Genomic DNA, 26,284 nt, shown 5'->3' on the forward strand with positions numbered 1-26,284 from the left:
CTAGGATAAGGTTAACTCTTGGACGCTAGCGTCCAGTTGAGTTGACGGACACAGGAGTAACACCCCAATGCTGCGCTATATTTACGGACAAGACCTTTGCCATTTCCCACTGCTGCGCGACACCATGTTCCGGGACCGCGCCGACCAGTTCAAACGCCGTCTCGGATGGGACGTGCATGTCAATGCGGCGGGGGAGGAACGCGACGAGTATGACGCGATCAATCCGCTCTATGTGATCTGGCAGAAAGCCGATGGCACCCATGGCGGTTCGATGCGGTTTCTGCCGACGACGGGGGACACGATGGTGAACGATCACTTCCTGTTCCTGACCGACGGGGTGCGGATCGAAAGCCCGTTCATCTGGGAATGCACCCGCTTCTGTCTGGCCCCCGGAGCCGATCGTCAGGTGACCGCCGCGCTGACGCTCGGGGCGGGGGAGATCATGGAAGAATTCCATCTCAAGCATTTCGTCGGCGTGTTCGACCCGCGCATGGAGCGCATCTATTCCCTGATGGGGCTCAAACCCGATGTGCTCGGACGTTCGGGCGAGGGCCGCGAGGCCGTGGGCGTCGGGCTTTGGGAGATGCATGAGGACATGTTCGCGCCGACGCTCGAAAAGGCCGGGATCGACCGGGACACCTCGAAGCGCTGGTTCCATGAAGCCTTCGATCATCCTTATGTCGAGGATCGGCGCGCTATCGCCTGACCTCTCTGGCCTGATGCCTCTGGCGCAGCATGCGGGGGAGCTTTATGGTCCCCCGCATGACGCTGACCTTCTCCTCCGATCAGGCCGAAGCCTTTGATGCCATCACCACGATGCTCGCGCGCGTGGGGGTCGATCTCGAGGACGGGATCATCACGCCGCATGCCGCGGTGACGAACCAGCTTTGTGCGGTGATCGGCAAGGCGGGGTCGGGCAAGACGCTTTTGCTGTCAGAGCTGTACAAGGCACTGGAGGCGGCAGGGGTGGAGATCGTTTCCGGTGATTGGGAGGGCAAGAAGCGCAAGGAACGGCGCACTCTGGCCATTCTCGCTCCGACCAACAAGGCGGCTTCGGTGCTGCGCTCGCGCGGCGTGCCCGCGACGACGATTCACCGCATTCTCTACACGCCGGTTTATGACCCGGAATACGAGGCCATCGCGGAATGGCTGGCGGGCAATGGCAACCGACCGGATATCGAGGGGCTCAATATCGAAGGGCTGACCGACGCGGCGCTCGACCGGGCCTATGCGTTTTATCAGAACAACAAATCGATCCCTGGCGCGCTGGCGGCGGCGGGGCTTCGGGGGTCGGATTTCATCACCGGCTGGAAACGCCGCGAAGACCCGCTCGACATCGGTTTCATCGACGAGAGCTCGATGCTCGACAAACGCCAGTTCGAGGATTTGCAGGAAATCTTTCCGACGCTGGTGCTGTTCGGCGACCCGGCGCAGCTCGCGCCGGTGAACCAGTCGGGCGAGATGGTGTTCGAGAACCTGCCCGAGGAAAAACAACATATCCTTCACCGCATTCACCGGCAGGAGGCGGACAGCCCGATCCTCGATCTGGCCCATGCGCTGGCCGATCCGCAGTTGAGCTTCGAGCAATTCGAACGCATGATCGAGGATGCCGCGCGGCGCGACGACCGGGTGGTCTATGCGCAAAGGGTCGAAAGCGATCTGATGGCGCGCTCGCCCGTCTTGGTGTGGCGCAATGCGACGCGCATTCGGTTGATCCAGGCGTTTCGCAAAGTGTTCGACGCGCCCGAGGATGCGCTTTTGCCCGGCGAGCCGCTGATCTGCGACGGGATCGAATTGCCGATGAAGCACCGCAAGAAGCGGCTCGATCTCGAGGCGCGGGGGCTGATCAAAGGCGCGCAGGTGGTCTATCTCGGACCGGGGCGCAAACCCGGTTTTTCGCGGCTGCATGTCATGGGGGCGGAGGACCCGAACATTTCCGCGGCTTCCATCGTGAAAATCGAATTTCCGGATGAGGAAGAGCCGTTCATCCCCTATGCGGCACGTATGGGGGCTGCGTTTTTGCATGGCGCGGCGGTGACGATCCACAAGGCGCAGGGCAGCCAGTGGGAGAATGTGCAGGTCTTCGCGCCGGATCTTTACGCGGCTGCGCGGGCGGGGCGGACGGAGGCGGGGATCCCGCTTTGGAAACGGCTGGCTTACGTGGCGATCACGCGGGCGGAAACGCGGCTTTTCTGGGTGACGCGCTCGATGTTGTCGAAACCCTCGGGGCCACTGTCCATCGCCGATCTGACCGCGAAAACGGCGGCTCCTCTGACGCTTGAGCCGCAGACGGACATGGGGTTCGACAAGGACGTATAAGTTAAAGGCGTGCCGCTTTAACGCCGGATCAGGCGGAACAGCTCGGAGGCGCCCCAGCCGGAAAGCGCGGCGATCGCCAGGGCCATGAGACCGTAGATCAGGGCCTGCGAATAGGCGAGGTTGTAGAGCCAGCGCTCGATCCCGACCTTCTGGACATTGATCGAGGTGCCGTAGCTGTCGATCACCTCGCCATCGCGCACGAGGAATATCCGGGTGGTGTAATTGCCCTCCACGATGTTGGACGGCAGGTCAATCGAGGTGTCGAACAGCGTGTCGGCGCTCAGCGTGACCTCTCCTTCACGGGTACGATAAAGGTCGTCCTTTTTCCGCAGCGCGATGAGGGCTTCGCGTGCCGGGTTGCCACGCAGCGCAGGCAGGATGCGCTTGTCTGCGGTGATCTTCCACAGGCTGTCGGTCAGCGGCGGCAGGATGTCGGCGATGGGGCGGGTGGAGGCGACCGTGTAGAAGGTCGGCGTATGGCCGATGACTTGGGCTTCGACATTGATCCAGATGCCGAACCGGCGATCCTTGCGGCGGATGGTTTCCACCTGTTCCGGCCCGGCGACGGTGATGATCACGTCGAGAGGGCTGTCCTCGGGGATCGGTTTGTCGCGTTTGACCGCGCCAAAGACGAGAATTTCCGAGCCGTCGAAATTGGCGTTCACCGCGACGCGGGTCTGCGACAGGGCGGCGACCACCTGTTCGGCCTGCGCGCCAAAGGGCAGGAGGTAAAGGAGGAGGAGGGCGAAAATCCGTTTCATCACGAGCCCAGCGAATAGAGGTCTTTGGGCGGGATCAACAGGTCGATCCCGAGCTTGAGACAGACGGCGAGCACCAGAAGGGCGAGCGCGATGCGAAGCTGTTCGGCTTTGAGTTTCAGCCCGATCTGGGTGCCGATCTGCGCCCCGATGACGCCGCCGACCAGCAGGAGGAAGGCCAGAAGCACATCGACCGTATGGTTGGTGTAGGCGTGCAGCAGCGTGGTGAACCCGGCGGTGAAGATGATCTGAAACAGCGAGGTACCGATCACCACCTTGGTGGGCATGCCGAGGATGTAGATCATCGCGGGCACCATGATGAAGCCGCCGCCGACCCCCATCACCGCGCCGAGCATGCCGACCATGACGCCGACGGCGATGGGCGGAATGGCGGAGATATAGAGCCCGGAGGCGCGAAACTTCATCTTGAAGGGCAGGGTGTGGACCCAGAGGTGTTTTTTGCGCGCGGGACGTCCGCCGGGGCGGCCTCTGGCGCGTCTGATCGCCCGGATCGACTCGATCAGCATGAGAAAGCCGATGATGCCGAGAAAGACGACGTAACAGAGCGTCACCAGCAGATCGACCTGCCCCAAAGCCTTCAGCATGTTGAAAATCTGGATGCCGATGGCGGAGCCGACAAGGCCGCCGATCAGCAGAACCACGCCCATCTTGATGTCCACGGTCTTGCGCTTGAAATGTGCGAGCACGCCGGAGACGGAGGAGGCGACGATCTGGTTGGCGGAGGTGGCGACGGCCACGGCGGGCGGAATACCGACGAAGAACAACAGGGGCGTAATGAGAAAGCCGCCACCGACGCCGAACATGCCCGACAGAACGCCAACGATCCCGCCCAGCCCGAGAAGGGTGAAGGCGTTGACCGAGACTTCTGCGATGGGGAGGAAAATCTGCATATGCGGGTCTTTCGCGTCGGCTTTCTTTCAGCAATGCAATGATTTGCCTGTGTCGTCAAATGCTGAGCCGCAGCATGGATGTAAAAAAACGGGCCCGGAGGCCCGTTTTCGCAGTCTCTGAAACCGGGTTTCAGCGTTCCTTCACATAGGATTGGCCGCTGGCGCGCGGCGGGATCGCCTTGCCCACGAACCCGGCAAGGATGATCACGGTCAGGATGTAGGGCAGGGCCTGCATGAACTGTACCGGGATGACGATGTCGCCCAAGGCGATGGATTGGTAGCGGTTGCCGATGGCCTCCAGAAGGCCGAACAGCAGCGTCGCCCAGAGCGCATACCACGGACGCCATTTCGCAAAGATCAGGGCCGCGAGTGCGATATAGCCACGCCCCGCCGACATGTCCTTGACGAAACCCGCGGCCAGAGAGGCGAGATAGGTGCCCGCGAGGCCGCAGAGCACACCGGCGATCACCAGAGCCGCGTAGCGCAGGCGCACGACGGAAATCCCGGCGGTGTCCACGGCGCTGGGGTTCTCGCCCACGGCGCGCAGGCGCAGACCGAAGCGGGAGCGATAGAGCACCCACCAGGACAGCGGCACCGCCAGAAGCGCCAGATAGGTGAGCGCGGTGTGGCCGGAAATCAGCTCGTCATAGGCCGGGCCGATCACCGGGATTTTCGCCATGGCGTCGGAGAAGGGCAGGTTCCAGGAGGCGAAACGCGCGTCACCGCTCAGCGACGGCGTGCGTCCGCCGAGTTGGAACCAGCTCTGGCCGACGACGACGGTGAGACCGGCGGCGAGAAAGTTGAGCGCCACGCCGGAAATGAGCTGATCGCCCTTGAAGGTGATCGAAGCGAGCCCGTGGATCATCGAGAAGGCGAGAGAGCCCGCGATCCCTGCCAGCAGCCCGATCCAGATCGAGCCGGACACGGCGGCAGCGGCACCGGAGAGGAAGGCGGCGATGAGCAGCTTGCCCTCAAGCCCGATGTCCACCACGCCCGCACGTTCGGAGAAGAGACCGGCGAGACAGGTCAGAAGCAGGGGCGTCGCGAGACGCACGGAGCTGTCGAGGATCTGGATGATCGTGAGATAGTCCATCTTACGCCTCCTTCTTTTTGCTGAACGCGAGGAACAGCTTTTCAAGCGGCACCCGCACCATGTTGTCGAGCGCGCCGGTGAACATGATCACCAGCGCCTGGATCACCACGACCAGCTCGCGCGGGATCGATTCCCAGAACGCCAGTTCCGCACCGCCCTGATAGAGGAAGCCGAACAGGATCGAGGCGAGGAAAATGCCGATCGGATGGTTGCGCCCCATGAGCGCCACCGCGATGCCGATGAAGCCCGCACCTTCGACCGCGTTGTCGATCAGGCGCTCGGCCTCGCCCATCACGTTGTTGATCGCCATGAGACCGGCCAGCGCGCCGGAGATCAGCATGGCAATGATCACGATCCGCGACGGATTGATCCCCGCATATTTCGCCGCCGATTCCGACTGGCCATAGGCGCGGATCTCATAGCCGAGACGGGTGCGCCAGATCAGGACATAGAAGGCGACGGAGGCGAGAATGGCCACAAGGAAGGACATGTTCGCGGGCGCGTTCTTGTTGAAATTGATGCCGAAGGGGGCAAGCATTTCATGGAACGTCGGCAGGTGAGCGCCGGTCGGAAAACGCGCGCTCTCCGTGAGCATGGAGCCGGGCACCTTGAGGATGTTCAGGATGACATAGCCGACGAGAGCTGCGCCGATGTAGTTGAACATGATCGTGGTGATGACGATATGGCTGCCGCGCTTGGCCTGAAGCCAAGCGGGGATAAAGGCCCATGCGGCGCCAAAGAGCGCCCCGCCGATCATCGCCGCGGGAAGGGCGAGCGACCAGTGCGGCCACGGCACCGAAAGGCACACGAGCGTGACGCCAAGCCCGCCCAAAGTCGCCTGACCCTCGCCACCGATGTTGAACAGCCGGGCATGATAGGCGACGGCCACGGAAAGGCCGGTGAAGATGAAGTTGGTGGCGTAGTAGAGCGTGTAGCCGATCCCCTGGGTCGAGCCGAAAGCGCCCTGCACCATGGTTTTGATCGCCATGATCGGATCTTTGCCGATGGCCCAGATCACCACGCCGGAAAAGAAAAAGGCGATCAGAATGGAGATCAGCGGAATGAGGATGGCATCCGCCCATTTCGGCATTTTGCTCATTGGTCTGCCCCCGCCGTCTCGTGTTTGGTGTCGGTGATCCCGGCCATCATCAGGCCAAGCTCGCCCTCGTTGGTTTCGGCGGGGATGCGTTCGCCCATGATCTGGCCGTCGAACATGACGATGATCCGGTCGGAGAGCGACAGGATTTCATCGAGTTCCACGGAAACGAGCAGGATCGCCTTGCCCTGATCGCGCAGCGCCACGATTTGTTGGTGAATGAATTCGATGGCGCCGATGTCGACCCCGCGGGTCGGCTGACCGACCAGCAACAGGTCCGGGTTGCGCTCGATCTCGCGGGCCAGCACAATTTTCTGCTGGTTCCCCCCGGAGAAAGATTTCGCCTCAAGCTTGGGGTTCGGCGGGCGGACGTCGAACTTGTCCATGCTGGTCTGGGTCATCGCCTTGATGCCCGCGTTGTCCATCAGAAATGCGTTCTTTTGATATTCCGGCGCGTGGTGATAGCCGAACACCATGTTTTCCCAAGCCTGAAATTCGAGGATCAGCCCCTCGTCATGGCGATCCTCCGGCACATGGGCGATGCCGCGTGCGCGCCGGGTCTGGCCGTTGGAATGCTTGCCGGAGAGGTCGATCTCCTGACCGTTCATCAGAATCTTGCCGGTGCCGTTCATATAGCCGCCCAGAACTTCCAGAAGCTCGGTCTGGCCGTTGCCTGCAACGCCTGCGATGCCGAGAATTTCACCGGCGCGCACCTCGAAGGACACGCCTTTGACGCGCTCGACCTTCTGGTCGTCGATGACGCGCAGGTTCTCGATCTGCACAACCGGCGCACCGGGGGTGGCGGGTTTCTTGTCGACATGCAGCAAGACCTTGCGCCCGACCATCAACTCGGCGAGTTCTTCGGGCGAAGTCTCGGCGGTTTTCACGGTGGCGGTCATCTCGCCGCGGCGCATCACGGACACCGTGTCGGTGATTTCCATGATCTCGCGCAGTTTATGGGTGATCAGAATGATCGTCTTGCCCTGTTCCTTGAGCCCTTCGAGGATACGGAAGAGGTGATCGGCCTCGGCAGGGGTCAGCACGCCGGTCGGCTCGTCGAGGATCAGGATGTCTGCCTGCCGATAGAGCGCCTTGAGAATCTCGACCCGCTGCTGGTGGCCCACGGAGAGGTCTTCGATCAAGGCGTCGGGATCGACGGACAATTCATATTCGTCAGAGAGTTGTTGCAAAAGCTTACGGGCTTTTGCGAGCGAGGGCTTCAACAGTCCGCCGTCTTCGGCGCCGAGGATCACGTTTTCCAGAACGGTGAAGTTTTCCACCAGTTTGAAATGTTGAAAGACCATACCGATGCCGGCGGCGATGGCGGCCTGGCTGTCGGCGATCTGGACCTCTTGGCCGTTGATCAGGATCTGGCCGCTGTCGGCCTTGTAGAACCCGTAAAGGATCGACATCAGCGTGGATTTGCCCGCGCCGTTCTCGCCGATGATGCCATGGATCGAGCCCTTGGCCACCGAGATCGCGATGTCCTTGTTGGCCTGTACCGGGCCGAACGCTTTGGAAATGCCGCGCAGCTCGATCGCAGGGACAGAGGGGGCGGTGGCGGATGCGGTGGGGGCGACAGTCTCCTGCCGCCCCGCCTCGTTCTGAACGCTCATGTGAGACTTACTCACCCGGTTTGTCGAAGGCCGGGCAGGTTTCGTCGGACATGTAGTCATGCACCACGACCTCGCCGGAGATGATTTTTGCGGTGGCGTCGTCCATCGCGGCTTTCATTTCCGGGGTGATCAGGGCTTCGTTATATTCGTCAATGGCGGCGCCGACGCCATCATTGGCGAGGCCCATCACATAGATGCCGGTTTCGAGATCTTCGCCCTGCATGAAGGCATCATAGACCGCGTTGTCGACGCGTTTGACCATGGACGTCAGCACGTGGCCCGGTTGCAGGTAGTTCTGGTTGCTGTCGACGCCGATGGCGAGCATGCCCTCGTCGGCAGCGGTTTGCAGCACGCCGAGACCGGTGCCGCCCGCGGCCGCGAAGACCACTTCGGAGCCCGCCGCTTTTTGTGCGCGGGTCAGTTCGCCGCCCTTCACCGGGTCGTTCCAGGCTTCGGGCTTGGTGCCGGTCATGTTGACGATGACCTTGCCTTCGGGTTTCACGGATTTGAAGCCCTGAGCATAGCCGCAGGCGAATTTGGAGATCAGCGGGATGTCCATGCCGCCGACGAAGGAGACGGTGTCGCCTTTCGCGGCATAGGCGGCGGCGATGCCGACGATGTAGGAGCCTTCATGTTCGTTGAACACGATGGAACGCACGTTCGGCGCGTCCACGACCATGTCGATGATGGCGAATTTGGTGTCCGGGAAGTCGGCGGCCACGGTTTCCAGTGCGGTGGCGAAGGAGAAACCGGCCATCACGATCGGGTTGAAACCGTTTTCGGCGAAGCGGCGCAGCGCCTGTTCCCGCTGGGCGTCGGATTGCAGCTCGACGTCACGATAGGAGCTGCCGGTTTCGGCTTTCCAGCGCTCGGCCCCGTTGTAGGAGCTTTCGTTGAAGGATTTGTCGAACTTGCCACCGAGGTCGAAGATGATCGCAGGTTCGGCCAGAGCGGCACCGGAGGTGAGTGCCAGAGTGGCAGCCGCGCCGAGAAAGCTTTTCATCAGGGTCATGGTAATCTCCCGTTAGGTACTTGTATTGGGGGCGCCCCATGCCACGCCCGGAGGCCTCTCCGGCGCGGGTCACGTTACGCCCCGTGTAAGCGCGCAACACGCGCGCCTTGGCCCGGATTAGGGCGTGTCCCTGCCCGGGGGTCAATACACATTTTACCATATTTGACCAATCGGTCGCAGTTCCGGGGAGGATTGCGGGTCCGCGCACAGTGTGACGTTGGGTTACGTCTGTTTTATGCGCTTTGTGAACACCAGAGCGTCGATTTTCGCCCCCTCGGGGGTGACGTAATAGCCCTTGCGCCGCCCGGATTCGCAATAGCCTTCCGAGAGATAGAGCGAAATCGCGACGGGGTTGTCGGTGGCGACCTCGAGAAAGGCATCCTCAGCGCCGCGCATGCGAGCCTCGGCCTCGTAGCCCTGCAAGGCAAGCCGTCCGAGGCGGCGACCTCGCGCTTCTGGGGCGACGGCGAGGGTGAGAAGCTCGGCTTCGCCCGCCACGGCGCGCCCAAGGGCGAAGGAGGGGCCCTCGCCGGTCACCAGAAACACGGTGGGCGACGCAAGAAGGTCCGCGAATTCCTTCGCGGACCATGGGCGTGGTGTGGTGAAACAGGCCGCATGCAGCGCGGCCAGATCCTCCGGCGTCAGATCGGACACGCGGTCGATCTCAGGCCGCGACCGGGCGCACTTCGAGCACTTCGGGGATGTAATGGCGCAGCAGGTTTTCGATGCCCATTTTCAACGTGAGCGTCGAGGACGGACAGCCGGCGCAGGCACCTTGCATGTGCAGATAGACGATGCCGCGATCGAAGCCGTGGAAGGTGATGTCGCCGCCGTCCTGCGCCACGGCCGGACGCACGCGGGTGTCCAGAAGTTCCTTGATCTGCTGGACGATGTCGCTGTCTGGGCCGTCATGATCGGCGTGACCGGCGGGGGCGGTGTTCTCGCCTTCCATCACCGGGTCGCCGGATTGGAAATGCTCCATGATCGCGCCGAGGATCGCCGGTTTGACGTGGTCCCAATCGGTGGCTTCGTCTTTCGTGACGGTGACGAAATCGGAACCGAAGAACACGCCGGTGACATTGCCGACCTTGAAGATGCGCGTGGCGAGCGGCGAGGCATTCGCGGCCTCGGCCGTGGTGAAATCCGCGGTGCCGGTTTCCAGAACGGTCTGGCCGGGCAGGAATTTCAGCGTGGCGGGGTTCGGCGTGGATTCGGTCTGGATGAACATGGCGCGTATTCCTTAGTGATCAGGTCGGATATGCGCTTTTCAGCGCCGAAAGTCAATATTTAGAACGGTTCTAAACTATAGCGTCAGATGATCTGCTGTTCAAGCTCTGTCTCTGGAATGCCGCGCACGGCCCAAAAGGCCACCGCATCGGGGCCGATCAATTCGAGGACACGTTTCAGATCGCGGTGGTTGCAATGACGCCAAAGCGCATAGGCGGTGGCGTCGATCACGTTGAGCGGCGTTATGTTGTGCTCCTTGCGCACCGCCTGAGCCTCGCGGATCAGCTCGGACCGCGAGCCGAAAGGCAGGGGGACCGCATCGACACGCCAGTTGTAGACCAGCATGGCACGGAGCGACGAGGGGATGACGTCGCCAAAGGCGATGACTTGCGGCGGGGTCAGGCGACGGCGAAAACATTGCAACACGCCATCGACGGCGGTGTAGGTCATGTTGTCGCTCTCCATGACATGACCCATGCGGTCCTTGGCGTCTTTCAGGAAGGATTTGAACTCCTTCTCCGAATGGCGATAACTCCAGGGCATCGGCATCAGGTGACGGCCTCCAGCCGTTCTTTCGACATCTCTCCGGGCACAAGCGTCATCGGGATCGGCAGGAACCCGGCCTGTTTCGACATGGCGGTCACCAGCGGTCCGGGGCCGGATTTTTCCGTCCCGGCGCCCAGAACCAGCACCCCGATCGAGGGGTCTTCCTTGATTTGCGCAAGGATTTCATGCACGGCCTCGCCCTCGCGGATCACCAGTTCGGGGTCGATGCCCTGACGATCCCGCATCCATTTGGCGAAGACCTCGTAATGGGCGACGATGCGGTCACGGGTCTCTTCGCGCATCAGATCGGCGACTCCGATCCAGTGGTTGAACTCCTCGGGCGGGATGATCGACAGGATGGTGACCCCGGCGCCGGTATGGGCGGCGCGCATGGCGGCAAAGCGCATGGCGTTGAGACATTCACGGCTGTCATCGAGGATGACGAGAAATTTGCGCATTCTGGCCTCGGTCCTGAATTCTTCTGTCCCGACACAGGTGTGCCGGTTTACGGCGATGATGACCGAGCGGGACGCCGGACGCAAGCGGAGTGCGTGTCGCGGCGGGGTCAGACGCTTGATACAATCAGAGAAACCCCCGGCGCGAAGCCGGGGGTCTATGGGCCCTGATCCGTCGGGGAAAACGATCAGCTCAGAAGCATCGGGCGCGTAAGGGCAAGCGCTTCGGGCGGGGACGGGCCTGATTCTGATGCTTCGTCTTTGATCATTACGGGAAGATTGAATCCCTAATGTGACATTGTCGTCGCGATTGCGACGTTGTGGAGCGAGCTAACCGCTTCGTGATTTGTAGTGAACATGCCGGATGGGGTTCATTCGGGGCAATTCGACAACAATCGACAACGCACGAGGACGATGTCATGATCATCATGAAGCGCCGCAATTTTCTTGCCGCAGCCCTGAGCACGCCCTTTCTCGCCCGCGCAGGATTTGCCGAGGAAGTCGGCCTGACCCTGCCGGACGAGCTGAAGACTCCGGAGAATGCCCGCAATAACATTTCGAGCTTTCGCACCATCGACTGGCGCGACCATTTCGAGGCCTTGGGCAAAGGCGCGATCGTCGCCGATACGGTGAGCCGCGCGCTGCATTTCTGGAGCCCGGAGGGAGATTATAAACTCTATCCAACCTCTGTGCCGATCTCGACCGACTTGACGCGGCGTGGGTATACCTCCGTGATCAACAAAGTGAAAAACCCGACATGGACGCCGACGCCCTCGATGCGCGAACGCGATCCGAGCCTGCCTGTGACGGTGCCAGCGGGACCGGCGAACCCGCTTGGCGTGCGGGCGCTGTACCTGTCGTGGCAGTATTACCGTATTCACGGCACCCATGACACGCGCAAGATCGGGCGGCGGTCTTCGGATGGGTGCATCGGGCTTTACAACGAACAGATCGTCGATTTGTACGACCGGGTGGCCGTGGGCACGCAGGTTAAGCTGATCTGAGTATTTGGACTGCAATGAAGACAAAAAAGGGCGCCACATTCGGGCGCCCTTTGTTTTGTCGATGGTGGCTGTCAGCGCACGAAGCCCATGTTGCCAGCGGCACCGGGTATCTCGTAAGCGTCAGCGAACGAACCCCATAATGTCGAAGGTCTTGTCGAGGATCGGGTCGGCAATCGCCTTGGCCTTTTCCGCGCCTTTGGCGAGGATGCGGTCGATCTCGGCGGGGTCGTTCATCAGGCGGGCCATCTCGGTGGAGATTGGCGCGAGTTTCTCGACGGCCAGCTCGGCGAGCGCGGGTTTGAACGTCCCCCAGCCCTGACCGCCATAGACCGCGAGAACCTCTTCGCCGGTCATATTGGCGAGACCTGCGTAGATGTTGACGAGGTTGCGCGCCTCGGGACGGTTCGCCAGACCTTCCATCTCCTCGGGCAGCGGCTCGGGATCGGTTTTGGCCTTTTTGAACTTTTTGGCGATGGTGTCCGCGTCATCGGTCATGTTGACGCGTTCCATGTCGCTCTCACCGGATTTGGACATTTTCTTCGTGCCGTCGCGCAGGTTCATCACGCGCATCGCCGGGCCTTCGATCACGGGGGCGCATTCCGGGAAGAACTCGACCTTGTAATCGTGATTGAATTTCTGGGCGATGTCGCGGGTCAGCTCGACGTGCTGTTTTTGATCCTCGCCCACGGGGACGTGGGTCGCGTGATACAGGAGAATGTCGGCGGCCATCAGGGACGGGTAGGCGTAAAGACCGAGAGAGACGTTCTCGGCATTCTTGCCCGCCTTGTCCTTGAATTGCGTCATGCGGTTCATCCAGCCGACCCGCGCGACACAGTTGAACAGCCAACCCAGTTCGGCATGGGCCGAAACGCGGGACTGGTTGAACAGGATGGAGCGTTCGGGGTCGATCCCGGCGGCGAGAAAGCCCGCGGTCACTTCACGGGTTGCCTGACGCAGTTCTTCGGGATCTTGCCAGACGGTGATCGCGTGCATATCCGCCACGCAATAGATGGTTTCGAACTCACCGCCCTGCATATCCACGAAGCGTTTGATCGCGCCGAGATAATTGCCGAGGGTGAGCCCGCCCGAAGGCTTGATCCCCGAAAACACGCGGGGGGTGAAGGCAGGCTTGTCCATCTGGAACTCCGTCACTGGATTAATAGGTGATCGTGGCTTACCTATGCGGGACGAGAGCGTCAAGGAAAGGCCCGTTCAATGTCCGATGATCCCGAATATTCCAGCCCGGAAACGCCGTTTAACAATCTGCCGCCGATGGTGATCGCCATTGCGCTGGTGTTGGGCGGGATCGAACTTGTGTTCCAGATCGGATCGTTCGGGCTGATCGGCGGGCCGGATGCGATCGGCTGGCGCATTGCCGCGATCGAGGACTACGGTTTTTTCGACTCGATCTTCGAAGCGATGCGGGCGCAGGGCACTTGGCCGCTCGAGCATGTGATGCGGTTTTTCACCTATGCGTTCGTGCATTACTCGATGCTTCATGCGCTGATGGTGATCGTGTTCATTCTGGCGCTGGGCAAGATGGTCGGCGAGACCTTCGGCAATTTTGCCGTGCTGCTGATTTTCGTGATCTCGGCGCTCGCGGGATCGCTGGCCTATGGGCTGATCCTGACCACCAATGTGCAACTCGTCGGTGCCTACCCGGCGGCCTACGGGTTTATCGGGGCCTATACGTTTATCCTCTGGCTGGGGCTCGGGGCGATGCAACAGAACCGGGTGCGGGCGTTCACGCTCATCGGGTTTCTGATGGGCATTCAGCTCGTGTTCGGCTTGCTGTTTGGCGGCTCCCCGGATTGGGTCGCGGATCTGGCGGGGTTCGCAGCGGGTTTTGCAGTTGCGGCGCTTCTGGTGCCGGGGGCGTTCGGACGGATCATGGCACGGCTGCGCCAGCGCTGAGCGGATCAGCCGCCGCGCCGCACCGAGCCTTTCAACTCGACGAACCGAACCGCGCCGATCAGATGCGCGATGGTGAAATAGCCGACGATCCCGATGACGACGAGCAGGAGCGTGCCCAAGCCACGCGAAAGCTCGAACACGGGCGAGAGACCGATCTCACTGCCCCATAGGAGCAGCCCCATCAGCAGGGAGGCGAGCAGAATGCGCGGTGCGCGGCGGATCAGCCGGGCGTCGGCATGGACCTCGTTGCCCATGGATTTTTTGCCGAACCACAAAAGCGCGACCATGCCCCAGGCGGCCAGCGTGGTGGCAACGGCGGCGGCGAGATAGCCGATGACGAAAGACAGGCCGATGGCGACGACGGCGTTGATCACCATGGCGTAGAGCGCGAAGCGGAAGGGGCTGCGTGTGTCCTCGCGGGCGAAATACAGCGGTTGCAGTACCTTCTGCATGACGAAGGCCGGTAGGCCAAGGCCATAGATCATCACCGCCAGAGCGGTTTTGTGGGTATCTTCCGGGGTGAAGGCGCCGCGCTGGAACAGGAAGGAAATCAGCGGTTCAGGAATGACGACCAGGGCAACGGCGGCGGGGACTGTCAGCAAAAGCGCGAATTCGAAGGCCCGGTTGTAAGCATGGCGCGCGCCCTCGTGATCTCCGGCCTGCAAGCGGCGGGAGAGATCGGGCAACAGCACGATGCCGATGGCGATGGCGACCACGCCCAAGGGCAATTGATAAAGCCGGTCGGCGAGGTTGAGATATTGCAGGGACCCTTCCTGGGAAAACGAGGCGACCTGACGGCCGATCAGCAGATTGATGTGAACGACGCCTCCGGCAAGTGCCGCGGGGCCTGCAAGAATCAAAAGCTCTTTCATCTCTGGCGTCAGCCGCGGCAGATGCGGGCGCAGATTGAACCCGGCTTTCGACGCGGCAATCCAGACGACGGCAAGCTGGGCTGCCCCGGCGAGAGGAACGGACCAGATCAGCGCACGGTCTACAGGCAGGCCGAGTTTTGCTGCACCGACCATGGCGACGGACAGAATGACGTTCAGAAGCACCGGGGCGGCGGCGGCGGCGGCGAACCTCCCGGTGGCGTTCAGAATGCCGGAGAACAAGGCTCCGATGGAGATGAACAGCACATAGGGAAAGGCGATGCGACCGTAATCGACGGCCAGATCAAAGCGCTGGTCGCCGATCAGCCCGGCGGCCATGATGGTCACCAGTACCGGCATGATGAGGGTGGCGATCAGCGTGAGCGCGATCAAGGCGGTGGCGAGAACGGAAAGGGTGTCCTCCGCAAAGCGTTTGGCATCCTCACCGGCTTCGACTTTCTTGGAGAACATCGGAACGAACGCGACGTTCAGCGTGCCTTCGGCAAAGAAGCGGCGGAAGGTGTTGGGCAGGGAGAAAGCCACGGCAAAAGCCTCGGCCACAGGCCCCGCGCCGAAAAATGCCGCGATCAGCGCATCGCGCACGAAACCGAGCACGCGGCTCATCAGGGTCCAGCCGCCGACGGTCACAAAGCCCCGGACGAGGCGGATCGGTTTCATTCGGAATGAGCCTGTTTCGCGCCGGTCACGATGGCCTCGCGCAGTTTCTTCTCAAGAGATTTGCGTTTGGATTCGGCATGGAGTTTCATCCCGAACATATCCTTCACATAGAACACATCGACCACCTGCGCGCCGTAGGTGGCGATCTGGGCGGTGACGATGGAAATGGCATTTTCCGCCAGAACCCGTGTCAGATCGTACAAAAGCCCCGGCCGGTCGCGGGTGTCCACCTCGATGATCGTGAAAATCTCCGATCCCTCGTTATCGAAGGAAATCGAGGTCGGCACGTCGAATTTGCTTTCGCGTTTCTTGATCTTGTCGCGGGATTTGAGCGCGTCCTTGGCCAGAACCTCGCCACGGAGCGTTTTCTCGATCATCTGGCGCAGGCGCGGCAGGCGGGCATTCTCATAAGGGTTGCCGTCTTTGTCCTGAATCCAGAACACGGCGGTCGCATAGCCGTCCTTCGAGGTATAGGTGCGGGCATCCACGACGTTGGCACCGACAAGGGCAAGAGCGCCTGCGAGACGGGAGAAAATCCCGTGGTGGTCGGAGAGCGCGAAACAGGCACGGGTGGCATCGCGGTCTTCGTCCTGATGCACGTCGATGCGAATTTCGTCGGGCTGAATGTCGCGCAACAGCCCCGCGAAAATCTCATGGGCGGCAAAGGGCAGGCCCTGCCAGTAGGTGCTGTAATGGCGCTGAAGCTCCGTGCGCTTGTCGGCGGCGCTCCAGTCGGTGAGGCGCGAGCGCAGCTCTTTCTTGGCCTCGCCTTCGCGCGCATCGCGGTTGATTTCCTCAAGCCCGTGTTCGAGGGCATAGGCCGTCTGCGCATGCAGATTGCGGATCAGCGTGGCTTTCCAGTTGTTCCAGACACCGGGGCCGACGCCGCGAATGTCGCAGACGGTCAGCACCGTCAAAAGATCGAGCCGTTCGCGGGTTTTTACCGCCTTGGCGAAATCGCGCACCGTGCGCGGATCGGCAATGTCGCGTTTCTGGGCGATGTCGGACATCAAAAGATGATAGCGCACCAGCCATTCGACGGTCTCGCATTCGGCGGGCTTCAATCCCAGACGCGGCGCGACCTTGCGCGCGATCTGGGCCCCGATCACGGAGTGGTCCTCGTTGCGTCCCTTGCCGATGTCATGCAGCAGCATGGCAATATAAAGCACCCGGCGATTGACCCCGGATTTCAGAATGCGGGTGGCGAGCGGCAGCGCCTCTTCCAATTCGCCGCGTTCGATTTCCGCAAGGTTGGAAATCACCTGGATCGTGTGCTCGTCCACCGTGTAGCTGTGATACATGTTGAACTGCATCATCGCGACGATGTGCTGAAACTCCGGGATGAACGCGCCCAGGGCACCCAGCTCGTTCATCCGGCGCAGCGAGCGCTCCGGGTTGCCGTGTTTCAACAAGAGGTCGATGAAAATCCGCTGCGCCTCTGGATCGGTGCGCATGTCGTTGTCGATCATGCCGAGATTGGCCGAGATCAGTCGCATCACGTCGGGGTGCAACAGATAGCCGGTGCGCAGCGCCTCTTCGAAGACCCGCAAGAGGTTGAGCTTGTCGGAGAGAAACGCCTGACGGTCACGGACGTTGAGCCGGTTGTGCACCAGCTCGTATTGATCGCCGATCTTGCGGCGGCGTTTGAACAGGCGTTGCAGCGCCGGTTCCTGTTTGACGTGCTGGGCCTCCAGCGAGGTCAGGAAAATCCGGGTCAATTCGCCCACGCGGGTGGCGTGGCGGAAGTAATCCTGCATGAAGTGCTCGACGGCGGGACGGCCCGAGTGGTCGATATAGCCCAGCCTGTCGGCGACTTCGACCTGCATGTCGAAGGTCAGTTGATCCATCGGACGTCCGGCAATGATATGAAGCGCATTGCGCGCTGCGTGCAGGAAGGTCTCAGCCTCCTCGAACTGGCGATATTCCTCCGGGGTGAAAACACCGGCCTTCACCAGATCGGCGGCATTGCGCACGCCATGGACGTATTTCGCGATCCAGAACAGCGTGTGCAGATCGCGAAGCCCGCCTTTACCTTCCTTGATGTTCGGCTCCACCACATAGCGCTGACCGCCCTGTTTGCGGTGCCGCGAGGCGCGTTCCTCGAGCTTGGCTTCGATGAACTCGCGCGCGGTATTGCGGAACAGCTCGTCGCGTAATTGCTGATGCAACTGTGTCGCGAGCTTGCGGTTGCCCGCCAGAAAGCGCAGTTCCAGCATGGCGGTACGGATGGTGAAATCCTCACGCCCGAGCCGGATGCAGTCGCGGATCGTGCGGGTGGAATGGCCGACCTTGAGATGCAGATCCCAGAACATGTAGAGCATGCTCTCCACCACGCTCTCGATCCAGCCGGTGATCTTGTGCGGCGCGAGGAACAACAGATCGACGTCGGAATAGGGCGACATTTCCCCGCGCCCGTAACCGCCGACGGCCAGAACGGCGATGCGTTCGCCCTCCGACGGGTTCGGGTTCGGGTGCAGCCGGGTCATCGCGGTAAAGAGCACCGAGGTCACGAGACAATCGGTGAGCCATGCATAGGCGCGCAGTGCCGGGCGGGCGTTGCGCGGAGCCTCGGTCATGGCGCTGGCGATGGCGGCGCGGCCGCGTTCCTGCGCGTCATGAAGCACCTTGACCGTGGCCTTGCGCAGGGCAGCGGCATCCGCAGCGTCTTGCCAACAGGCCTCAAGCGCTGCGGCCACCTCGGTCACATTGAAAACCGCGTCCTCGGCACAGATCAGCGTGCCCGGTGGGGTCGGAAGGAAACTGGCGAGCGCCGGGGTCTCAGAACCCGGCGCCACCGAAGGCTCTTGGTGCAGGGTCAATCTCGATTACCTGATTGTTTTGGATGGTCGCGATGGAGAGACCGCGTTCGTTGGTGCCGTTGGTGCGCAGGCGGAAGATGCCGTTGACGCCGACAAAGCCGGAGTTACGGGTCAGCCCCTGCACGGTCAGCGCGTTCTGGTCGCCGGATTTCACCAGCGCCCCGATGGCGGCGATGCCGTCATAAGCGAGACCGGCCAGCGCATGCGGCGCCTGACCGTAGGTGGCGCTGTAGTGGCCGGAGAAATTCGCGGTGAGTTGCTGATCGGGGATGGCGAACCAGCTGTCTTGCAGACCCGGCAGGCTCAGGGCCGAGGCCGGAACGTTCCAGCGTTGCAGGCCGATATACTGCGGATTGGGCGATCTAATGCCGTTTTCCGGCAGCATCTGCGCCAGAAGCGGCATGGCGCCGTCATTGCCGGAGGTGAAGAAAATCGCGTCCGCATTGGAGCTTCGGGCCTTGGAGGCAATCGGCTGGATCGCTTGCACGACGCCTTGCTGGCTCATCTCGAAGCTCTGCTCAGCGGCGAGCGTCGCGCCCTGACGCGAGATCGCGGATTTGATCGCGCTCGCGCCCGCGTTTTCCGCGGCGCTGTTGCCGTTCACGACCATGATGCGGCCCTTGCCATTGGCGCGGGCGTAGGACACCAGCCGGGTGGCGGTGTTGTCGAAGGTCGGGCCGAGAATAAAGACGTTGCCACCGGCGATCTCGGGGTTGTTCGAGAAGGACAGAACGTTGATCCCGGCATTGGCGGCGGTGAGGCCCGCGAGTTTGGCGGAGCCGCCGTAGACCGGGCCGAGGATGATCTTGGCCCCGTCGGCAATCGCCTGAGACGTTGCGGAGGCGGCGCGTTCGGCCTGACCGCCGGTCGGGTAGACGCGCAGATCGATGCTCACGCCGTCGAGATCGGCCATGGCGAGACGTGCGGCATTCTCGAGCGAGGTGGCCAGCGCGATATCTCCGGCGCTCGATGATTCGTAGGGGACGAGAAGGGCGACCGGCACCGGTTTCGTTGTGTTGATCGTCGGACCGCCGCCGACCGGGAGGGCACCCGGATCACAGGCGACAAGGCCCAGAAGGGACAGGCCTAGCGCGAATTTGGCGAGCGACTTGCGGGCGGCGCGCAGAACGGCGAACATGGGGGAAACCTCACTCCTGACGGCAAACAAGAACGCGACACCGAGGGCCACGCGATTTAGCGGGCAGACTATGCGACACGTTCCCAAGAGTAAACGCCGCAAAAGACCCGAGAGACCATTGATTTATCACGCCAAGCAGCTTCCCGCCGGCCTTTATTTCCTCGCCACCCCGATCGGCAACGCGCGCGACATCACGCTCAGGGCGCTCGATCTTCTGGCCTCCGCCGATGTTCTGGCCGCCGAGGACACGCGGAGCCTGCGCAAATTGATGGAAATTCACGGCGTGCCTTTGAATGGGCGTCATGTCATCGCCTATCACGACCACAATGGCGCGCAGGCGCGGCCGGGAATTATCTCTTTGATAGAACAAGGGAAATCCGTGGCCTATGCGTCTGAGGCAGGCACGCCTCTGGTGGCCGATCCGGGGTTTGCGCTCTGTCGCGAGGCGCTGGCGCGCGGCATTCCCGTCACCTCCGCACCGGGGCCTTCGGCGATGATCGCGGCGCTGACCATCTCGGGCCTGCCCTCGGATCGGTTTCTCTTCGCGGGGTTTCCGCCGTCTTCACAAGGTGCGCGGCTGAAATTCTTTGCCTCATTCGCGCCCGTGCTCGCGACGCTCGGGTTCTATGAAAGCCCAAAGCGCATTCACCGCACGCTTGGCGAGTTGTGCGACACGCTCGGCGAAAATCGCCCGGCGGCGATGTGTCGGGAGCTGACGAAAAAATTCGAAGAGGTGCGTAAGGGGACGCTTCGGGAACTGGAAGAAAGCCTGCGCGATGCGCCTGTGAAGGGCGAGATCGTGTTGCTGGTTGGGCGCGCGGAGGCCGAGGAGGTGTCAGAAGCCGATCTTGAGGCCGATCTGAGCGAGGCCTTGGGGCGCCTGTCCGTCAAGGATGCGGCGCATGAGGTGGCGGCGAAACACGGGCTGAAAAAGCGCGACGTGTATCAGATGGCGCTTGAAATGAGCGGGAAGTGAGATCGGATGACCGGAGGTGATACGCCACGACGCACCCGTGGGGAGCAGGCCTATCATCGGGGCCTCTCGGCGGAGGATATCGTGGCGCGCCACTATGCCGAGCGGGGCTATGAGATTTTGGAACGCCGCTGGCGGGGCGCGGGGGGAGAGATCGACCTGATCTTTCGTCATGGCAAATGGGAAGCCGCAGAGATCGTCTTTGTCGAGGTGAAGGCCTCGAAAACCCATGCGCGGGCCGGGGCGGCGCTTGGCGCGCGGCAAATCGCCAAGCTTTGCGCGAGTGCCGAGGATTACATCGGTCGGCTCCCGAGCGGCCTTCTGACGCCGATGCGGATCGACGTGGCGCTTGTCAACGGGGCGGGCGAGGTCGAGGTACTTGAGAACGCGCTGATGTGATTGCGCTGATCCGAGGGGTGCATGTGATCCTGTGCACAGGACATTCTCATTGAATGCGAGACCGGGCTGGTCCATCTAAGAGACAACCAGAGGAGATACGCCCTTGCCGACAACACCTGCGCCCTTGAAAGTGGCGATCCAGATGGACCCGATTGGTCCGATCAACATCAATGCCGACAGCACCTTCCGCATCATGGAAGAGGCGCAAAAGCGCGGGCATGAGCTTTTCTATTACACGCCCGATCATCTCGCCTTCCAAGAGGGCCGCGTCACCGCGCGCGGCTGGCCGGTCGAGGTGCGCCGCGAGGTGGGAAATCACTATACGCTTGGCGAGATGACCGAGGTCGATCTTTCGGATTACGATGTGGTCTGGCTGCGTCAGGATCCGCCTTTCGACATGGGCTATATCACCACGACGCACCTTCTGGAGTTGATCACCCCCGGCACTCTGGTGGTGAACGACCCGTTCTGGGTGCGCAACTATCCCGAAAAGCTGCTCGTCCTGCGGTTTCCCGATCTGACGCCGCCGACCGCGATTGCCCGCGATCTTAAGACCATCCGCGCGTTCAAGGCCAAACATGGGGACATCATCCTCAAGCCGCTCTATGGCAATGGCGGTGCGGGCGTGTTCCGGCTCGATCCGAACGACCGCAACCTCTCCTCGCTCCACGAGCTGTTTACCGGCATGTCGCGCGAACCTTTGATCGTGCAGAAATTCCTGCCCGATGTGTCGAATGGCGACAAGCGCGTGATCCTGGTCGATGGCGAACCTGTTGGCGCGATCAACCGGGTGCCGCAGGCGGGGGAGACGCGGTCGAACATGCATGTCGGCGGGCGTCCGGAGAAAATCGGCCTGACGCCGCGCGATCTGGATATCTGCGCCAAGATCGGGCCGCTTTTGAAGGAAAAAGGACAGGTTTTCGTCGGCATCGACGTCATCGGCGATTACCTGACCGAGATCAATGTGACCTCGCCGACGGGCATTCAGGAACTTGAACGCTTCGACGGCACGAACACCGCGGAGATCATCTGGAAGGCGATCGAAGCCAAGCGGAGCTAAACGGGGCATGAGCCGCCGGGCCACAGCCCTCGCGACGATCCTGCGGCTGTTTGAAAAGCCGAAGCTGGCGCGCATCCAATCGGTGCCGCACCAGCGTCGGCGGTTCGAATTTCAGTCGCGCCTGTTTCGGCCGACCAAGGGCCCGGTGGATCGGCGCGAGGAGATCGGCGGGATCGCCTGTCTGCGCATCCTGCCGCAGACCCCGGCCCGCGCGCGCCTGCTCTATATTCACGGCGGGGCCTATATCATGGGCTCGATCCGCACCCACCGCGCTTTGGCACGGCATCTTGCGGCACAGTTGCAGGTCGAGGTGGTTCTGCCGGACTATCGTCTGGCGCCGGAGCATCCTTTCCCCGCCGCTTTCGACGATGTCCTCGCGGTGGCCGAGGCCCTGCCCGATGATCTGCCGCTGCTCCTGATGGGGGATAGCGCCGGTGGCGGGCTCTGCCTGTCGCTGCTCTCCGCGCTCTGCCTTGCGGGCAAGCCGCCCCATGCCGCCGTGGCGCTGTCGCCCTGGACCGATCTGGCGCTTACGGGCGAGAGCCTGAACACCAACGCCAGGACGGAGGCGATGTTGCCAGCCTCCCGCATCGGTGAGGTGCGCGATTGGTATCTCGGCGGGGCGGCCAAGACCGATCCGAAAGCCTCGCCGCTTTATGCCGATTTCCCCAATTGCCCACCGGTTCTGATCCAGTATTCCGAAAGCGAGATTCTCGCCGACGACGCCCGGCGCATGGCCGCGCACCTGACCGAACAGGGGGCGGAGGTCGCGTTGGAGGGCTGGCCGGGCATGGTGCATGTCTGGCAGTTGTTTCACGGCGTCTTGCCCGAGGCCGATGCGGCGCTGGCCCGGGTGGCCGATTTCGTTGCGGCTCAGTTCGGCAGGCCGGACACCACCCGGTAACTCAAAGCCTCCGCCAGATGCGGGCGACGGATGTCGAACTCGCCCGCCAGATCGGCGATGGTGCGCGCCACACGCAGCACCCTGTGATAGCCCCGCGCCGAAAGCCCGAGCCTCTCGGCGGCTTTCTGCAAAATCTCCCGCCCCTCGGCATCCGGCGTGGCAACCTCTTCGAGCAAACGCCCCTCGATCTGGGCATTGGTGCGAAACCCGCTGCCCTCATAGCGCTCCAATTGCAGCGCGCGGGCCTCGGCGACGCGGGCGGCGACCACCGCGGAACTGTCGCCCGAGGGGGGCAGGTCGAGGTCCTGAAACTGCACCGGCGGCATATCGAGACGCAGATCGAACCGGTCCATCAGCGGGCCGGAAATGCGCCCGAGATAGTCCTCGCCACAGAGCGGCACCTTGGCGCAGGCACGTTCCGGATCGGGCAGGTAGCCGCATTTGCAGGGGTTCGCCGCCGCCACCAACATAAACCGCGCCGGGTAGCGCATATGCGCATTGGCGCGCGCCACCATGACTTCGCCGCTCTCGATCGGCTGGCGCAGGGTTTCGAGCACGGGGCGAGGAAATTCAGGCAGCTCATCGAGGAAGAGAACGCCATTATGCGCCAGAGAAATCTCACCGGGTTGCGCGCCGCGCCCGCCACCGACGATGGCGGCCATGGAGGCGGTGTGATGCGGCTCGCGAAAGGGCCGCGCGCGGGAAATCCCGCCTTCGTCGAGAAGCCCCGCGAGCGAATGGATGATCGAGGTTTCCAAAGCCTCCTGCGCCGAAAGCGGCGGAAGGATCGTGGGCAGGCGCGCCGCCAACATGGATTTGCCGGAGCCGGGCGTGCCGACCATGAACATATGATGCCCCCCGGCGGCGGCGATCTCCAACGCACGTTTGGCCTTTTCCTGCCCTTTCACATCGCGCAGATCGCGGGCGTGCGTGGGGAGCGTGATCTCGCCGGGATGGGCCTCGTGAAGCGGTCGGTCGCCGGAGAAATGCCGCAGCAGATGCGCCAGCGTTTTCGCCCCGTAAACCGGTGTGGCCCCGACCCATGCGGCCTCTGCGCCGCAAGCCTCCGGGCAGGCCAGCACGCAGTTCAGCTCCGCCGCTTTCAACGCCGCAGGCAGCGCCCCCGTCACCGCAACCAGCGATCCGTCGAGCGCCAATTCGCCCAGAGATAAGGTTTCGGCGGCTTTCTCTTCGGGGATCAGGCCTGTGGCGGCAAGGATGGCGATAGCGATGGGTAAGTCGAAATGCGAGCCGATCTTGGGCAGGTCTGCAGGCGAGAGGTTGATGATCAGCTTTTTCGAAGGCAGGGCGATTTGCATCGACGCCAGTGCCGCCCGGACGCGTTCGCGCGCCTCGCTGACGGCCTTGTCGGGCAGGCCGACGATGGTGAAGCTCGGCAGGCCCGGCGCGATGGCGCATTGCACTTCGATGCGACGCGCTTCGACGCCTTCGAAGGCGACGGAGAAGGTCCGTGCAACCATGGCCTGTCACTCCCGTTAACACATGTTAACCCGTGCTACCGCGAACGTGGTTAGCAAATGGTTAACGGGAGATTGGGTGCGGCGAATTATATCGACAGAGGCCAGTCCAGCTTTGGCAGATCCAGCGCATAGGGCACCGGATCGTAGCTGACTTTCAGCCCGTCCGCGCGCCATTTCTGAAACGCCGGATCGGCGAGATGGGCGTTCACATAGGCGGCGAGACGGTCGGAGACCAGCAGGCCATAACCCGCGATCCGCGCCGCAACCGGGGCGTAAAACGCATCGGCGGCGCAATAGGCGCCAAAGAGCCAAGGCCCATCGCCCGAGAAGTGCTCGAAGGCATGGCCGAGGACAAGCTCAAGGCGGTCGAGATCGGCCTGAACCGCTTCGCTGATCGCAAACCCTTGATAGCGATACAAAAGCTGCATGGCGCAGGCGGAGCGCAGCGCGGTGAAACCCGCGTGCATTTCGGCGACCAGCCAGCGGGCATAAATCCGGGCCTGCGGATCGACGGGCCAGAAACCAGCCTTCGGATGACGTTCGGCCAGGGTTTCCGCCAGTGCGATGCTTTCGCCGATCACCCAGCCCTCCGGCGTGCGCGCTGTGGGGACGAAGCGGGCGGGGGAGAGCGGCGCGAGGTCTTGTTTCATGGTGCCGGCATAGAGGCCGGTCATGATTTCACGGAACGGGATGTCGAATTTTTCGAAAAGAAGCCAGCCGCGCAGGGACCAGCTCGAAAAGCTTTTATCGCCGATGAAAAGATCGTATGACATGGGAATACCTCTGGCCCCTGTTGGTGTTTCGGGGAGGCTACGCGACTTTCATATATCATGAAAATTCATATTTGTCGCGATTATCATCAAAATTTTTGATTTATACACACGCAAGACCACGGTCCCGAGATCCCCTCCGGGCAGTCGATCACCGTGGCGGACAATGGGTCGATCTGATGCGCAAGAACATCCGCCGCTGAGCAGTTCAACGCCTTTTGCGCAAGCGCGAGGATCACCCCCATATGCGCCACAACGATGGTTTCTCCGGCGAGGTCATGGACCCCGGCATGGACCCGCGCGGAAAACGTGTTCCAGCTTTCTCCGCCGGGCGGCGCCACATCTCCGGGGCTCTCGAAGACCTGCCGCGCCAGATCGCCGTCGCGGGCTTCGATTTCCGGCCAGCGCAGCAATTCCCAGTCGCCGAAAAACGTCTCGCGCAGGCGTGGATCGTGCGAGAGCCGGGGTCGCGTGCCCTGAATGGCACTCGCTGTGTCGACCGCACGACTCAAATCGGAGGAAATCACCGGCACCTGCGGCAGGGCCTGTTCCAACCGGCGGATGGCGGCATGATCGGAGAGGTCTGCGGGCAGATCGCTCCAGCCGACAAAGCTCTTGGCATGGGTCGGCCCATGACGGATCAACCAAAGGCGGCTCATATCAGCCCCTCCGGCAGGCTGCCCTTGAGCACGAAAGGCAGTCCAGCCATCACGCCCACGACGGTGGCCGCTTCCTCGGTAAGCCGCCGGTTCAGCGCGCCTTGGGCGATGCGAAACCGGCGGGCGAGCGCGTTTTCCGGCACGATGCCAAGCCCGACCTCATTGGACACGACGACGATCTGCGCCGGGCTGTGCCGGATGGCGGCGATCAGGTTTTCGGTCTCGCGTTCAAGGTCATGATCCGCCAGAAGATGGTTGGTCAACCAGAGCGTGGCGCAGTCGAACAACAGAATCTGCCCCTCTAAGGTCTCCGAAATCACCCGGCTTGCGGCATAGGGCTCCTCGATTGTGCACCAGTCGGTCCCGCGATTTGTGCGGTGTCGCTCAGCCTTTGTGCGCATTTCTTCATCGTAGATCTGAGCGCTGGCCAGGTAAACTCTACCCAACCCACTGTGAACACATATTTTTTCCGAAAAATCGGACTTCCCGGAAGAGGCGCCGCCTAGGACGACTGTCATATTTGTGCACATGATCGTGAGAACCATTTCGGAACCATTTTGTTAGGCTCTGCGTATCAGGAGTA

The 26,284-nt window shown here is 62.2% G+C and carries 26 protein-coding genes; 8 read left to right on the top strand and 18 right to left on the bottom strand.

Annotation, left to right across the window (positions count from 1 at the left end; translation table 11 throughout):
* The first annotated feature begins 67 nt into the window (after positions 1–67).
* Together V1471_RS17620 and V1471_RS17625 are read left to right on the top strand one after the other, a co-directional pair.
* Complete coding sequence (locus V1471_RS17620) at positions 68–706, top strand: acyl-homoserine-lactone synthase (RefSeq protein WP_434290475.1); 639 nt, start codon at positions 68–70, stop codon at positions 704–706.
* A gap of 56 nt (positions 707–762) precedes the next feature.
* The gene (locus V1471_RS17625; RefSeq protein WP_434290476.1) at positions 763–2,319 is read left to right on the top strand and encodes an ATP-dependent DNA helicase; all 1,557 of its coding nucleotides are present in this window, start codon (positions 763–765) and stop codon (positions 2,317–2,319) included.
* Between the two features lie 17 nt (positions 2,320–2,336).
* Here the strand turns inward: V1471_RS17625 and V1471_RS17630 are convergent, their stop codons facing one another.
* The 10 genes from V1471_RS17630 to V1471_RS17675 form a co-directional block, all read right to left on the bottom strand.
* A complete protein-coding gene (locus tag V1471_RS17630) occupies positions 2,337–3,080 on the bottom strand; it encodes a TIGR02186 family protein (protein ID WP_434290477.1) in 744 nt (247 codons plus the stop codon).
* Entirely contained in the window at positions 3,080–3,988 is a 909-nt protein-coding gene (locus V1471_RS17635) for a sulfite exporter TauE/SafE family protein (RefSeq protein WP_066710955.1), read from the bottom strand. The genes V1471_RS17630 and V1471_RS17635 overlap by 1 nt, the downstream gene beginning before the upstream one ends.
* 130 nt (positions 3,989–4,118) lie before the next feature.
* A complete protein-coding gene (locus V1471_RS17640) occupies positions 4,119–5,081 on the bottom strand; it encodes an ABC transporter permease (protein ID WP_434290479.1) in 963 nt (320 codons plus the stop codon).
* A gap of 1 nt (position 5,082) precedes the next feature.
* The gene (locus V1471_RS17645) at positions 5,083–6,180 is read right to left on the bottom strand and encodes an ABC transporter permease (RefSeq protein WP_434290480.1); all 1,098 of its coding nucleotides are present in this window, start codon (positions 6,178–6,180) and stop codon (positions 5,083–5,085) included.
* Positions 6,177–7,793 (bottom strand): ABC transporter ATP-binding protein, encoded by a 1,617-nt coding sequence (locus V1471_RS17650; RefSeq protein WP_434290482.1) that lies wholly within the window; start codon positions 7,791–7,793, stop codon positions 6,177–6,179. Before V1471_RS17650 ends, V1471_RS17645 begins: the two co-directional genes overlap by 4 nt.
* A 7-nt stretch (positions 7,794–7,800) precedes the next feature.
* Complete coding sequence (locus V1471_RS17655; RefSeq protein WP_434290483.1) at positions 7,801–8,805, bottom strand: BMP family lipoprotein; 1,005 nt, start codon at positions 8,803–8,805, stop codon at positions 7,801–7,803.
* Between the two features lie 222 nt (positions 8,806–9,027).
* Positions 9,028–9,459 (bottom strand): GNAT family N-acetyltransferase, encoded by a 432-nt coding sequence (locus tag V1471_RS17660; protein ID WP_434290485.1) that lies wholly within the window; start codon positions 9,457–9,459, stop codon positions 9,028–9,030.
* Between the two features lie 10 nt (positions 9,460–9,469).
* Positions 9,470–10,033, bottom strand: a complete 564-nt coding sequence (locus V1471_RS17665) for a NifU family protein (RefSeq protein WP_434290486.1) — start codon at positions 10,031–10,033, stop codon at positions 9,470–9,472.
* An 83-nt stretch (positions 10,034–10,116) separates the two neighbouring features.
* A complete protein-coding gene (locus tag V1471_RS17670; RefSeq protein WP_434290487.1) occupies positions 10,117–10,581 on the bottom strand; it encodes a DUF2267 domain-containing protein in 465 nt (154 codons plus the stop codon).
* The gene (locus V1471_RS17675) at positions 10,581–11,036 is read right to left on the bottom strand and encodes a universal stress protein (RefSeq protein ID WP_434290488.1); all 456 of its coding nucleotides are present in this window, start codon (positions 11,034–11,036) and stop codon (positions 10,581–10,583) included. Before V1471_RS17675 ends, V1471_RS17670 begins: the two co-directional genes overlap by 1 nt.
* 416 nt (positions 11,037–11,452) lie before the next feature.
* On the opposite strand from V1471_RS17675, the gene V1471_RS17680 reads away from it, so the two are divergent.
* On the top strand, positions 11,453–12,037 hold the full coding sequence (locus tag V1471_RS17680; protein WP_434290490.1) for a L,D-transpeptidase: 585 nt from the start codon (positions 11,453–11,455) through the stop codon (positions 12,035–12,037).
* Between the two features lie 120 nt (positions 12,038–12,157).
* Here the strand turns inward: V1471_RS17680 and trpS are convergent, their stop codons facing one another.
* On the bottom strand, positions 12,158–13,174 hold the full coding sequence (trpS, locus tag V1471_RS17685) for a tryptophan--tRNA ligase (RefSeq protein WP_434290491.1): 1,017 nt from the start codon (positions 13,172–13,174) through the stop codon (positions 12,158–12,160).
* Positions 13,175–13,252: 78 nt separating this feature from the next.
* Here trpS and V1471_RS17690 point away from each other — a divergent pair, with 78 nt between their 5' ends.
* Positions 13,253–13,951 (top strand): rhomboid family intramembrane serine protease, encoded by a 699-nt coding sequence (locus tag V1471_RS17690; RefSeq protein WP_434290493.1) that lies wholly within the window; start codon positions 13,253–13,255, stop codon positions 13,949–13,951.
* Positions 13,952–13,956: 5 nt separating this feature from the next.
* Here the strand turns inward: V1471_RS17690 and murJ are convergent, their stop codons facing one another.
* Genes murJ through V1471_RS17705 form a run of 3 tightly spaced genes read right to left on the bottom strand, consistent with a single transcriptional unit; the run spans position 13,957 to position 19,455 of the window.
* Positions 13,957–15,498, bottom strand: a complete 1,542-nt coding sequence (gene murJ, locus V1471_RS17695; RefSeq protein ID WP_434290494.1) for a murein biosynthesis integral membrane protein MurJ — start codon at positions 15,496–15,498, stop codon at positions 13,957–13,959.
* Positions 15,495–18,317, bottom strand: coding sequence for a [protein-PII] uridylyltransferase (locus tag V1471_RS17700; protein WP_434290496.1), 2,823 nt, complete (start codon positions 18,315–18,317; stop codon positions 15,495–15,497). The genes murJ and V1471_RS17700 overlap by 4 nt, the downstream gene beginning before the upstream one ends.
* A complete protein-coding gene (locus V1471_RS17705) occupies positions 18,277–19,455 on the bottom strand; it encodes a penicillin-binding protein activator (protein ID WP_434290498.1) in 1,179 nt (392 codons plus the stop codon). Before V1471_RS17705 ends, V1471_RS17700 begins: the two co-directional genes overlap by 41 nt.
* Positions 19,456–19,573: 118 nt before the next feature.
* Here V1471_RS17705 and rsmI point away from each other — a divergent pair, with 118 nt between their 5' ends.
* The 4 genes from rsmI (at position 19,574) to V1471_RS17725 (ending at position 22,791) form a co-directional block, all read left to right on the top strand.
* Positions 19,574–20,431: a 16S rRNA (cytidine(1402)-2'-O)-methyltransferase gene (gene rsmI / locus V1471_RS17710; RefSeq protein ID WP_434290500.1), complete on the top strand. Its 858-nt coding sequence runs from the start codon at positions 19,574–19,576 to the stop codon at positions 20,429–20,431.
* A 6-nt stretch (positions 20,432–20,437) separates the two neighbouring features.
* Positions 20,438–20,827, top strand: a complete 390-nt coding sequence (locus V1471_RS17715; protein WP_434290501.1) for a YraN family protein — start codon at positions 20,438–20,440, stop codon at positions 20,825–20,827.
* 124 nt (positions 20,828–20,951) lie between these two features.
* Positions 20,952–21,887 carry a glutathione synthase gene (gene gshB / locus V1471_RS17720; protein ID WP_434290972.1) on the top strand — a complete coding sequence of 312 codons (936 nt, stop codon included), beginning with the start codon at positions 20,952–20,954 and terminating at the stop codon, positions 21,885–21,887.
* 7 nt (positions 21,888–21,894) lie between these two features.
* Positions 21,895–22,791, top strand: coding sequence for an alpha/beta hydrolase (locus V1471_RS17725; RefSeq protein ID WP_434290503.1), 897 nt, complete (start codon positions 21,895–21,897; stop codon positions 22,789–22,791).
* Here V1471_RS17725 and V1471_RS17730 read toward each other — a convergent pair.
* From V1471_RS17730 to cobU, 4 genes are all read right to left on the bottom strand, one after another.
* The gene (locus V1471_RS17730; RefSeq protein WP_434290505.1) at positions 22,761–24,272 is read right to left on the bottom strand and encodes a YifB family Mg chelatase-like AAA ATPase; all 1,512 of its coding nucleotides are present in this window, start codon (positions 24,270–24,272) and stop codon (positions 22,761–22,763) included. The genes V1471_RS17725 and V1471_RS17730 overlap by 31 nt on opposite strands.
* Before the next feature lie 86 nt (positions 24,273–24,358).
* Entirely contained in the window at positions 24,359–25,045 is a 687-nt protein-coding gene (locus V1471_RS17735) for a glutathione S-transferase (RefSeq protein WP_434290507.1), read from the bottom strand.
* Positions 25,046–25,131: 86 nt separating this feature from the next.
* Complete coding sequence (locus V1471_RS17740; protein ID WP_434290509.1) at positions 25,132–25,701, bottom strand: histidine phosphatase family protein; 570 nt, start codon at positions 25,699–25,701, stop codon at positions 25,132–25,134.
* Complete coding sequence (cobU, locus tag V1471_RS17745) at positions 25,698–26,246, bottom strand: bifunctional adenosylcobinamide kinase/adenosylcobinamide-phosphate guanylyltransferase (protein WP_434290510.1); 549 nt, start codon at positions 26,244–26,246, stop codon at positions 25,698–25,700. Before cobU ends, V1471_RS17740 begins: the two co-directional genes overlap by 4 nt.
* Positions 26,247–26,284 lie beyond the last annotated feature (38 nt).

The sequence above is a fragment of the Celeribacter sp. SCSIO 80788 genome (genome assembly GCF_051054295.1).
In the GTDB taxonomy this organism is placed as follows: domain Bacteria; phylum Pseudomonadota; class Alphaproteobacteria; order Rhodobacterales; family Rhodobacteraceae; genus Celeribacter.